The 10,756-nt window shown below is 59.9% G+C and carries 8 protein-coding genes, 1 tRNA gene and 3 pseudogenes; 8 read left to right on the forward strand and 4 right to left on the reverse strand.

What is annotated here, in order from left to right:
* Positions 1 to 37: 37 nt before the first annotated feature.
* The 3 genes and pseudogenes from CG50_RS05740 to CG50_RS05750 form a co-directional block, all read left to right on the forward strand.
* Positions 38 to 379 (forward strand): annotated as a pseudogene (locus CG50_RS05740) (NAD(P)/FAD-dependent oxidoreductase); the annotation flags it as partial.
* Between the two features lie 217 nt (positions 380 to 596).
* Positions 597 to 1,931 carry an RsmB/NOP family class I SAM-dependent RNA methyltransferase gene (locus CG50_RS05745; RefSeq protein ID WP_051909572.1) on the forward strand — a complete coding sequence of 445 codons (1,335 nt, stop codon included), beginning with the start codon at positions 597 to 599 and terminating at the stop codon, positions 1,929 to 1,931.
* Between the two features lie 327 nt (positions 1,932 to 2,258).
* Positions 2,259 to 2,333 (forward strand) — tRNA-Asn (locus tag CG50_RS05750).
* 452 nt (positions 2,334 to 2,785) lie between these two features.
* Here the strand turns inward: CG50_RS05750 and CG50_RS05755 are convergent.
* From CG50_RS05755 to CG50_RS05765, 3 genes are all read right to left on the reverse strand, one after another.
* Positions 2,786 to 3,118: a hypothetical protein gene (locus CG50_RS05755; RefSeq protein ID WP_036636162.1), complete on the reverse strand. Its 333-nt coding sequence runs from the start codon at positions 3,116 to 3,118 to the stop codon at positions 2,786 to 2,788.
* Positions 3,119 to 3,151: 33 nt separating this feature from the next.
* Positions 3,152 to 3,370, reverse strand: a complete 219-nt coding sequence (locus CG50_RS05760) for a helix-turn-helix domain-containing protein (RefSeq protein WP_036636163.1) — start codon at positions 3,368 to 3,370, stop codon at positions 3,152 to 3,154.
* Positions 3,371 to 3,823: 453 nt separating this feature from the next.
* Positions 3,824 to 4,405 carry a hypothetical protein gene (locus CG50_RS05765; protein WP_036636164.1) on the reverse strand — a complete coding sequence of 194 codons (582 nt, stop codon included), beginning with the start codon at positions 4,403 to 4,405 and terminating at the stop codon, positions 3,824 to 3,826.
* Positions 4,406 to 5,657: 1,252 nt separating this feature from the next.
* Between CG50_RS05765 and CG50_RS05770 the strand changes: the two genes are divergently transcribed.
* Both CG50_RS05770 and CG50_RS17565 read left to right on the forward strand, forming a co-directional pair.
* The gene (locus CG50_RS05770; protein WP_161785384.1) at positions 5,658 to 5,936 is read left to right on the forward strand and encodes a transposase; all 279 of its coding nucleotides are present in this window, start codon (positions 5,658 to 5,660) and stop codon (positions 5,934 to 5,936) included.
* 124 nt (positions 5,937 to 6,060) lie between these two features.
* Positions 6,061 to 6,563: pseudogene (locus tag CG50_RS17565) on the forward strand (DDE-type integrase/transposase/recombinase); the annotation flags it as partial.
* A gap of 61 nt (positions 6,564 to 6,624) precedes the next feature.
* Here the strand turns inward: CG50_RS17565 and CG50_RS05780 are convergent.
* Positions 6,625 to 7,763 (reverse strand): IS3 family transposase gene (locus CG50_RS05780; RefSeq protein ID WP_152559440.1). Its coding sequence is split into 2 segments (ribosomal slippage): positions 6,625 to 7,497 and positions 7,500 to 7,763, totalling 1,137 coding nucleotides; the frame shifts between segments, so codons are not numbered across the junction.
* A gap of 85 nt (positions 7,764 to 7,848) precedes the next feature.
* On the opposite strand from CG50_RS05780, the pseudogene CG50_RS17415 reads away from it, so the two are divergent.
* The 3 genes and pseudogenes from CG50_RS17415 to CG50_RS16810 form a co-directional block, all read left to right on the forward strand.
* A pseudogene (locus CG50_RS17415) lies at positions 7,849 to 8,208 on the forward strand (transposase); the annotation flags it as partial.
* 165 nt (positions 8,209 to 8,373) lie between these two features.
* Positions 8,374 to 9,414, forward strand: a complete 1,041-nt coding sequence (locus CG50_RS05795) for a phospholipase D-like domain-containing protein (protein WP_036636167.1) — start codon at positions 8,374 to 8,376, stop codon at positions 9,412 to 9,414.
* A gap of 414 nt (positions 9,415 to 9,828) precedes the next feature.
* A complete protein-coding gene (locus CG50_RS16810) occupies positions 9,829 to 10,725 on the forward strand; it encodes a tetratricopeptide repeat protein (RefSeq protein ID WP_152559441.1) in 897 nt (298 codons plus the stop codon).
* Positions 10,726 to 10,756: the final 31 nt, after the last annotated feature.

Here is a 10,756-nt window from a genome sequence, read left to right on the forward strand (position 1 = left end):
CTTATCTTCGTGTCCACCAAACCGGCAGCAGCTCATGGTGCTGACCGACGGCACGCGGCTTCCTGCCGATCTGGTGGTTCTGGCGACGGGGTTCGGCTCGATGAACGGCTGGGCGGCGGATCTGATCAGTCAGGAAGTCGCCGACAAGGTGGGCAAGGTCTGGGGGCTTGGCTCGGACACCACGAAGGATCCCGGCCCCTGGGAAGGCGAGCAGCGCAACATGTGGAAGCCCACGCAGCAGGAAAACCTGTGGTTCATGGGCGGCAACCTGCACCAGTCGCGGCACTACTCGCTTTATCTGGCGCTGCAGCTGAAGGCGCGGATGGAGGGGCTCGATACCCCGGTCTATGGCCTGCAGGAGGTGCACCACCTGTCCTGAGCCGGTCTCTCGCCTCCGGCCCCGGGTGGGCCGGGGGCGATCCGCGATCCGGGCACCTGTCGTCCACGCTCCGATGAAGATTGTCGTTTTCATCGGCCGGTGCGGGCAGTAAACACACGGTCGCTGCCGCAGATCCCGGCGCCGCGCACAGGCTGCGGCCGCCGGGATCTGCGGCAGTTTTCGCCTGTCCCGTAGCGCCAAACCGATTGTCTGATCCGTGACCCCTGCCGCCCGACTGCAAGCTGCCATCGTTCTCATGGAAGAGGTCGACAGCCTCTCTCGTCCCGCCGACGCCATCGTTTCGGCCTGGTTTCGCACCCGTCGGGACATGGACGACCGCGACCGGGGCGCGGTTCTGGAACTGCTTTACGCGCTTTTGCGCCATCGCGCGCGGTTGCGCTGGTGGCTCGAACGGCACGGGCGCGACGATACCGCCCGCAACCGGATGCTGGCCTGGCTGACGCTGGCCGAGGGCCGCACCCCCGATCAGGTGATGCGGCTGTTCAACGGGGCGAAAGGCGCGCCCGCCGCGCTGACGCGGGCCGAACATGCCCTGCTGATCAAGCTGCAAGGCGCGACGATGACCCATCCCACCATGCCCGAAGAGGTGCGTCTCGAATGTCCCGACTGGGCGGCCGGGCCGCTTCGGCACCGCTTCGGCGCGGCCTTCGAGGCCGAGATGGCCGCCCTGCTGAGCCCGCCGACGCTGGATCTGCGGGCGAACACGATCAAGACGACGCGCGATGCCATGATGCGCCAGCTGACGGATCTCGGCCTTCGGGCGGAAGTCTCGCTCCGGGTGCCAGACGGGATCCGGATCCGCGAGCGGATGTCGCTGGCGCGACTGGCGGCGCTGAAAAGCGGCGAGCTGGAGATTCAGGACGAGGGGTCACAGATGGTGGCCATGCTTCTCGATGCCCGCCCGGGCGAGCGCGTGGTCGATTTCTGCGCCGGGGCCGGCGGCAAGACTCTGGCCATCGCGGCGCAGATGAACAACCGCGGCCATATCGTCGCCTGTGACGTCAACGAGAACCGGTTGAAGCGTTGTGCCGAGCGGGTCCGCAGGGCAGGGGTGCACAACGCCGAAACCCGGCTTCTGGCCACCGAGACCGACCGTTGGGTGAAGCGCCACAAGGGCGGGTTCGATCGCGTTCTGGTCGATGCGCCGTGCAGCGGCACGGGGACCTGGCGGCGCAATCCCGATGCCCGCTGGCGCGCGCCAGAGGAAAAGGGCCTCGACAACCTGATTGCGGTGCAGGCCCGGATTCTGGCCAGTGCCGCCCGTCTGGTGCGGCCCGGCGGCCGTCTGGTCTATGCGACCTGCTCAATGTTGTCCGAGGAAAACGAGGACCAGGTGGCGAGCTTTCTGGCGCACCATGCGGATTTCCATGTCGTGCCACTGCCCGAGGCCGCGCCGCGGCTGAGCGGGGTCGCCCGGGGCGACTATCTGTCCCTGACACCTGCGCACGACGATACCGACGGGTTCTTCGCGGCCGTTCTGCGCCGCGAATCTCAGCCCGGGACCACCCCTCCGGTGTCCTCCGACGTCTGAGCGGCCCGCCCGCGCGGGCGATTCCCTCCGGAAACCGGCTTCTCTTTCGATGGAAGACGACGGCCGGGGGCAGCGGCGCTTTGCCGGCGCCCTGAGGATGGTGGCTTCCAGGAGAACGGGGCCACGGGCCGATCCGCGTGTCTGGAAAGGCGAATGCCGCCTGGTCCGGGCGGTGTCCGGAGCCTCCGGACCTGTTTTCTGAGCTCCGTGGCGATCCTGTTGCCACCGTTGGTTTTTCGCCGTTTTCGGGTGTAGAACAAATTTCAAAAAACCTGTCTTTCCCCCCCTTGCGCCCCCCAAAACACGCCGCTATACACCCCCACATGTTCCGGCGTAGCTCAGCGGTAGAGCAGTTGACTGTTAATCAATTGGTCGTAGGTTCGATCCCTACCGCCGGAGCCAAATCAAACCCTTGAGTTGATTTGGAATTTTGGATCCAGAGAGTTTCTGGATCGACAAGAGAAACACCGAAAATAGTGTAACTGTGCCCAGAGTGTGCCTTTTCAGGTTTCGCTGAAAGCGCTTGACTGTGCTCGTGTCGATACCGTGGCTTCGTGGTTCTTGTCGTGGACCTTGAGGCGGAGGAATATCTTTGGAAGACAGTGGCTTGGGGCTTGTGTCGTGATGTGCCCGCCGCTTCGGGGTGGCGTTGAAAACGTCGCCGGCCGCTCAGGGCGGTGTCTTTCAAAATCCCTGCAAGGCATTGCTTTCCAAGCGGAACGCCGCTGGCGGGATCGGGGAAGCAGTTGACCGATTTTGTGTGCCCTAAGTGTGCCCTCGCGTGGCGCCGAAGCTGTAGACGAAAGTGGCCTTGGACGCCCTTTTCGTGACGCCTCAGACGGGCCGGATGTCGCTCAATCGTGGAGGATGTCGCTCTTCAGATATTGGTGCCCTTTCTTGGTGAGGCGGTAGCCGTCAGGCGCCGATCCGGCCAGGAGGCCGTCGTGCTTCAGTGCCTCGCAATGCTGGTGCAGCGCGGGGGTCGCCGGGTGAAACATGCGCCTCTTTCGGGTGGCGCGCAGGATCATCAGGATCATGCGGTCGGAAAGGGGGATGTCGCGTTGGGGCATGGTGATGTTCTTTCGTGTCGTTGCGAGCTGGTGGTCGTGCGCGAACTGCGGGCGGGCGATGAACTGCTCAGCGCGATCGGTCTGCCGCTGCCTTGGCTTGGTGGCCTGTGCAGGCACGGGAAGGCACCGCAGAGGTCGTCGATGGTCATGTCAGAGCTTCCTTGCCGGGGTGTCGTGGACCCAGAACGTGTCCTTGGCCTTGATTGCAGTGGCGGAGCCAGTCTGTTTCAGGTTGTGCAGGATCGGGGTGACCCGGCTCAGGGGGAGGCCGGTCTTCTCGGCGATCTCACGGGCCCGAAGCGGTTTGTGGGAGGTGCGGAGGCATTCCCGGACCAGATACGGCGGGTGCTTGAAGGGGTCATCGGTCATGAGGGTATCCAATAGGGCCTGAGAGGCTCTGTGCGGGCCGCTGAGTGGCCAGGTGGGGTTTTCAGGTGGTGGCGTAGCCTGAGACAGAGAAGGCCACTCAGCGGCGCTCTCAGGCGGTTATTTCAAAAGGGGAATGGAGCTTAGGTGCGAATACTTTTTCTATTAAAAACTTCAACTTCAAGAACTTCAAAAGCTCTTTAATAAGATTACTTCTTTCTTATCTCTATTCCCTTTTTAAGAAAGAAAAGAAGAAGGAAGAAAATACAGTAAAAACAATGACTTAGAGGCTATGAGTTCGCGAAGTGAGGCCTGTGACTTCGCGAACCCGATCCAGAGACCGACCGAATTCTTGTGGCCCAGCGCCCCACAACCACCTGGCCGAACCCGAACCCGGTCCAGAGGCCCGACACAAACATGGCCCAGCGCCCCGCGAAGCACGGGGCGCCGAGTGGTTCAGGCCGCCTTCTGCGCCAGTTCGACCTTGCGCAGAACGATGGCATCCATGATCGCATCGAGATCCTGAAGCGGCATGTCGCCGACATAGGCGATGATCTGCTCCACCAGAGACATATCAGGGGCCGGCGCGGGCAGCATGAGGATTTCCGCGGACTCGGTTTCATTCTCAGCTTCGGTTTCGGGTTCGGGTTCGGCCGCGGGGGCCGGCTTTTCGACCTTCGGCTTGCCGAACAAGGTCGCGATGCGGGAACCGCCCAGCGGCAACTTGTCTTCGGCGGCTTGTTCGAGCTTGCGCAGGGCGATCGGGTCAATCGCCATGGCAACGCCCTTTTCCTTCATGCGCATTCCGGTCGGGCGGCCGTCCTTGTCCTTGACGACTACCATTCCGAAGGCCGCCGCGATCAGGCTCAGGCTCTTCTGATAGGCCTTGTTGTCGACCTTGAACATGCGGGCGAACAAGGTGCTGTCACCCGATGCGGGAATGTGACGGATCGCGGCCAAGGCAATTTCCGTGCCCTTCACGCCGTTACCATTGGCCCCGGCAATCCAACCGGACACACGCTTATTGAGGTTTTCCATTTGGGTTCCTTCCGTTGCTACTGTTGCGCCCCCCGACTATCAGGGGGCGGAAGATAGCAACGTGCGCGGGCCTCGCGTTTGACCGTTCCAAGGCTTTCCCTGCCCCTTTCGGTCTACTAACGACGCAACGCCTACTCGCCCCGGCCCTCGCAAGGGCAGGCTTTCACGTATCGCGCACGGCATCTTTGAATTCTGGTGTTTCTTCTGCCCCGGCCCTTTACCCTGCCCGCACCGCTATCGGTGAAGCCTGCCCCTAGGGGCGGCGGTCCCGCTGTCACGGGGGCGTCATGTAAAGGGGGCAATCGCCCGCGCACTAGGCGCGGCTTTGCCATTATTCGGCCCTTGTCGCGCATGGCCTAAACCGGGGGCGCGGGGGGCTATAGCGAGTTGTCACACTCGCCCCCCATGATCGGCCTGAGCCTAGGGGGCGCGCCCGGCCCTTGTCAGGGGAAGGGGCGCGATTGAACGAACCAGAACCGGGGGCCTAACCCGTATGTCAAAGAGCTACCGGCCCATGTCCGGGGACATGGGGGGAACCGGCGGGGGCGCCCCTAGGCAGGGGCGCGGTCCGGGGGGGCGAGTGGCGGGCGGGGCATGTTCGGCGCTAGGCCGTGCCCGGTCCGGTTCGCTTCGGATTGAGCAAGGTATCCCCCCTTTTTCGGGCCGATGAAAGCGGAAGGGGTGGCGCTATGCCTTTGATATTCCGGAAAAAATTTTGGATTTTCAGGCGCACAAAACTGCACTGGCGCATTCCTTTGGAGACCCTCTGGTGCAACCTTTGAAGCCGGAGACGGCGCCCGGTCGTGATCTTCACCGGCCTCTCCGAGGACTCTGGGGAAGGGGGTCGGTCCCATGGTGCCTTCCGCTCTGTCGAATGAAAAGCGGGCGCCAGATCTACGACCTCGGAGTGGTCCTCGGATACTCTTGAGCAACGAAACGGCCGGAGTCCCTGCCTCGGCACGGAGAAAGCCCGCTCATGCTGCAACGGATGAGCGGGCAATGCGTGTGGTGATTGAGGCAACGTCGAACGCTGGACGGTGACGCGCGACAAGGCGCTCGCCATCACGATCGTCCATAACAAGATGATCGTCGTGCAAGCCAACCAGTCGTTCGGATCGGCTCATTCTGGGAGCGAGAGTGAACGATACAAGTTGGAATGAAGGCCCGCCAGCTGAGCTACCCCCGAAAATCGGACAGTGACGGAAGCTACGATCTGACGTCTGCTGGTCTCCAAGAACGAGAAGATCAGGACATGAAGAAACGCAGGAACCATGACGCTGGGTTCAAGGTCCGCGTGGCGCTGGAGGCCGTGAAGGGCGAGCGCACCGTGTCGGAGTTGGCCGCGGAATACGGCGTGCATCCGACGATGATCCATCAGTGGAGCGAGCCATTGTGCGCCATTGGTTCAAGAACAATGGCGAGCGCGCTGCTTGAAGGGGCGTCTGACATCTTCGAGCGCGGCGGCAGAACGCAGGCTGCCGAGGTCGATGAGGAGACGGTCCGGTCCTTGCACGCAAAGATCGGAGACTGAGCCATTGAGGCGCCATTGGTTCGAGCCCAATGGCGAAGGCCGTCGCCAACGATTTTTTGTCACGAAAGCTCAAGCCCTGGACCGGGAAGTGAGGCGCAAGATGATCGAACGGGACCATCCTGTGCTGTCGGTGGGCGCGCAGTGCCGTCTGCTGTCGATCTCGCGTTCCTCGTTCTATTACGCGTCGAAGGGCGAGACCGAGATGAATCTCGACCTCATGCTGCTGATCGACAAGCAGTTTCTGGAGACGCCCTTTTACGGCGTGCAGCAGATGACGTGGCACCTGCAGAAGTCTGAGGGACCGTGGCCCCTGTGGGGCCGCGTAAGCCCGAAGACGGCCATGCCGTGAACGTCAAGCGCATCCGGCGGCTGATGCGGCTCATGCGCCTGATGCCGATCCACCAAAAGCCTGACACCAGCAAGCCCGCGAAGGGCCACAAGATCTACCCGTATCTGCTGGGCGGGCTACGGGTGGAACGGCCCAACCAGGTCTGGTGCGCCGACATCACCTACCTGCCGATGCGCAAGGGCTTCCTCTATCTGGTGGTTGTCATGGACTGGTTTACCCGCAAGGTCGTGGCTTGGCGCATCTCGAACACGCTGGAAGCCGACTTCTGCGTCGAAGCGAGAGGTGGTTCGGTCGATCCGAGCAGGTTCTGGGCGTTTTCTAAGTGGTTTTCCGCCTCTGTTACGCCGCCACCGCTTCGGGCATCGGCTGGTTGAAGTAGGCCTGATCGGGGGTTTTCCCGTCAAGCGATGAATGCGGGCGGCGGCCATTGTAGAAGGTCCGATACCGGCCGATCCCGGCCCGGGCTTCGGACACGCTGGCATAGGCGCGCAGGTAGACCTCTTCGTATTTGATGGTCCGCCACAAGCGCTCGACAAAGACATTGTCCCGCCAGGCCCCCTTGCCATCCATGCTGAGCTTGATCTCGCGGGCGGCCAGCACCTTGATGAAGTCGGTCGACGTGAATTGGCTGCCCTGATCGGTGTTGAATATCTCGGGCGTGCCGTGCTTCGCCAACGCCTCCTCGACAGCTTCTATGCAGAAGTCTGCTTCCAGCGTGATCGATATCCGCCATGCGAGGACCCGCCGGGTGAACCAGTCCAGCACGGCGGCGAGGTAGATGAAGCCTCGCACCATCGGGATGTAGGTGATGTCCATCGCCCAGACCTGATTGGGCCGGGTGATCGGCAGCTTGCGCAGCAGATAGGGGTAGATCTTGTGCCCCGGCGCCGATTTCGACGTGTTCGGCTTGCGATAGAGCGCCTCGATCCCCATTCGCTTCATCAGCGTGGCGACGTGCAACCGCCCGACCTTGAAGCCTTCCTGGGCCAGCAGGCCCTGCAGCATCCGGCTGCCCGCGAACGGGAATTCCATGTGCAGCTTGTCGATCCGATGCATCAGCTTCAGATCGGCGTCCGAGACCGGGCGCGGCCTGTAGTAGACGCTGCCCCGGCTGATCCCCAGCACGCCGGCCTGGCGGCTAACGCTCAGCTTGGCGGTGGGATCGATCATCTTCTTGCGCTCGGCAACAGACCCGCCTTGCCGAGCGCGCCGGACAAAAAATCGTTCTCCAGCGTCAGCTCTCCGATCTTCGCATGCAGGGTCTTCACATCGATGGTCGGCTCCGGTTCGGCCTTCGGGGTTTCGCCGAACACCCCTGTCGCACCCTCAAGCAACTGGTCCCGCCACTGCTTGATCTGGTTGGGATGAACGTCGAACTCCTGCGACAGCTCGATCATGGTCTTCTCGCCCTTGATCGCAGCCACCGCCACTTTCGCCTTGAAAGCCGGGCTGTGGTTCCGGCGCGGTCGTCTTGCCATGGTCTCCTCCTCGCTCGCAGCATCATGCTGCTGTTACGCGGAAAATCCACTTATCCCGGCTGTTCAGATTTTCGCAGCCACCTCAGCGCTGAACGAGGCGATCCACAAGTTCGGCCCGCCCCAAATCATGAATACCGATCAGGGCAGCCAGTTCACGTTCTTCGCCTGGACCGACCGTTTGAAGCGCATCGGCACCCGGATCTCGATGGATGGCAAGGGTCGATGCCTCGACAACATCTTCATCGAGCGCCTCTGGCGGTCCCTGAAATATGAATGCGTCTACCTGCACGCCTGGGAAACCGGATCGTAGGCAAGGACAGGCATCGGGCGCTGGATCACCTTCTACAACCACCATCGTCCACACACTGCCCATGGCGGTCAAACGCCCTCCGTGGTCTACTTCAACCGCAATGAACCCGATCAGCAGGTGCAGGCTGTAGCTTAAATCACCCGGAAATCTGTCCAAGCTGCGGGGAGTAGCTCACTGGTGTGAATGTAATTCTCCTTGGTTATCAGAATGCGAAGCAGCTCGGTTGGATGGATACGATTCACTTTGCTATAGAGGTTTCTATAGAGGAGAAAAATTCCAAAGGAGGTGAGGGATAAAACCATGGGTGTGAAATACCTGACTGGCGAAGGACTGGCGAAGCGCATCCGCAAGGTTATGACTGGAGACAATCCCTGGATGTGCGTCGCTTTTCTCGGTCCAACTTGGGCGGAGGAACTGTTCGATGGAGGGGGGCCGCCCAAAAACCTGCGCGTTTTGTGCGATTTACGTATGGGTATGACCGTTAAGACCGCACTTCGCGCCGGTGGGGCGCCGAACAACGAACGCCTACGCCACCTCCCCGATCAGCAAATGCACGCGAAGATCTACGCGTCGGACGAGGGCGTGGTCGTCTGCTCGGCCAATGCCTCTCGCGCCGCTCTATCCTCGGTTGACAGGATCGAGGATGGAGTGTGGCTGCCCCCCGGAGGCAAAGCGCACCGTAAAGCCGAAGCTACCTTTGAAGCGCGCTACAGCAACGCCGTGCGGGTGGACGCTGATGCTCTCGCAAGAGCGCCAGAGCACTTGGGTGGCCTCGGTGCCGCTGCGGTCGGCGCAAATGAGGCGGTTGATCTCGGGAAATCGCCAACGCTTCTGAAACTTATTCGCCACGACCCAGAAGCATTTAAGGGCATTCGCTTTGTCTTCTCGAATGAGGACGTTACCGAGGCGGTCAAGGCGGGTGTCAAAGCGATTATGGACGAAAAGATGCGGAATGATGAAGGAGCTGCGGAAGACCTATGGGCTGGCCCACTCAAGTACCATTGCTTCTCCAACTGGGAAAGGAAGGAGAGTGACTGGCCTGGGCTGTTTATCTCCGTCTACCGTGGATCAAGCGGCAAAATCCTCCTTGGCATGTATCGTCATTTACGGTTTCTCCCGGAGGTTTCCAATGGGGAAGGTGAGACGGAGGAAGTGTTCGTAGCAGCCAAGGTTCGGTGGAACACCGGCGGAGCTGCATTCGGAGACCTGCGAAAGCTCGCAACGCTCGGGCAGTGCAAGAATGAGCTAGAGGCCTTGTTCCAAAACGAACGCATATTTGATCGTGTCTCCGAACAGGTTCTCGATGCCGGAGGTGTCCGCAAGGCTTTGGAACTGACATAAGTACCATTGGACAATGGTTTGACTTCGGGTTTCTCGAGGAAAACTTCCCTCAAGTGCGTCCGTGTGAGGGGGCGTGGGGCGACCCAAAGCGGACGTTCGTGGACACCGAAGCAAAGGACCGGTTTCAGCCCAAAACGGCCCCGATCATCCGACCGCTTCAGTAGCGCAGGACCTACGGGTCGGGCGGATGAACGGGTCAATGTAGCCATAGATACCAAACCACATCTATCGTCCCTGGCCACTCCTGCGATCTTAAAGCTATCATCCTCAGTGGTGCAATGGTATTCACCCATTGCGAGACCTGTTGGATTGCAAACACCTTTCACCGAGTGGGTTTTACAGATGCCAGCCATTCTAAAGATTATTCAGATACTAATAGCACCTATAGTTGTCAGTGTGATTGCTGGGTTAATCGTGTATTACTATACTAGCTATCCCTCAAAGGGTGACGCCGATTTTACATATAGCGTTGGTGGAGTTAACTCCCTGACATTTGACGATCAGACATTCAACACCTTACTAGTCGTGCTTAATAATTCCCTACCTGATCGGCTGGAAGACATTTCAATTTCAATCGAATTTTCCGGATCAATTCTTGAATTCCAAGCAGCTTTGGACAAGCAGGTCGCAACACCGATCCAGATTAGTGACAATAGACCCCAAGGCGTATATAATTTAAGCTTTTCCAGCCTGCTCTCCGGCGAGAGCGCAGCAATTCAAGTCTTGCTTACGGGACACGATATTCAAATCAAGGACATATCGATCCAATCGGCTCAACGCATTGCTACTGTGCAGAAATTGGACGCCCCAGTTCTGTCGAGCCGTTGGGTTCGACTGCTTCCTGGGATAGCGGCGCTGATTGCTCAGATTCTCGCGTTCGTGCTCGTGCTTTACCTCGTAAGGCGCAAAGGCCTCGCTGGACATTTTCTGAACATCAACAATACAGCCTTTGTTCTCTTGCATTCGGGTGAGGCTGAGCGAGCGGCCATATTGCTTGAGAAGTCGATGGAACGCCGAGGTGCGGGGATTTATGAGCTGTCCAACTTGGCGGCGGCATATGCTACGCTCGGGCGTATTGAAGAAGCAAGAAGATTTATCGCCGCGGCGAATTTCTTAGCCCACGATGGTAAGAAGTCAATTATAATTTTAAACTCTGCTATCGTAGAATATTTTGACGGCAAGAAAGATGTGAGCTCCGGGCTTCTTGGAGAGTTTGGCCAAGCCGATCCAAAAATGTTCAAATACTATAGGCGCTTTTCAAAATTAATTGCGAAGATTGAAGGTAGGAAAACCGATACGCTAGTCTCATGACCCATTGTGGCGGGATGCACCGAAGGCGTCT

Source organism: Paenirhodobacter enshiensis, from assembly GCF_000740785.1.
GTDB lineage: Bacteria > Pseudomonadota > Alphaproteobacteria > Rhodobacterales > Rhodobacteraceae > Rhodobacter > Rhodobacter enshiensis.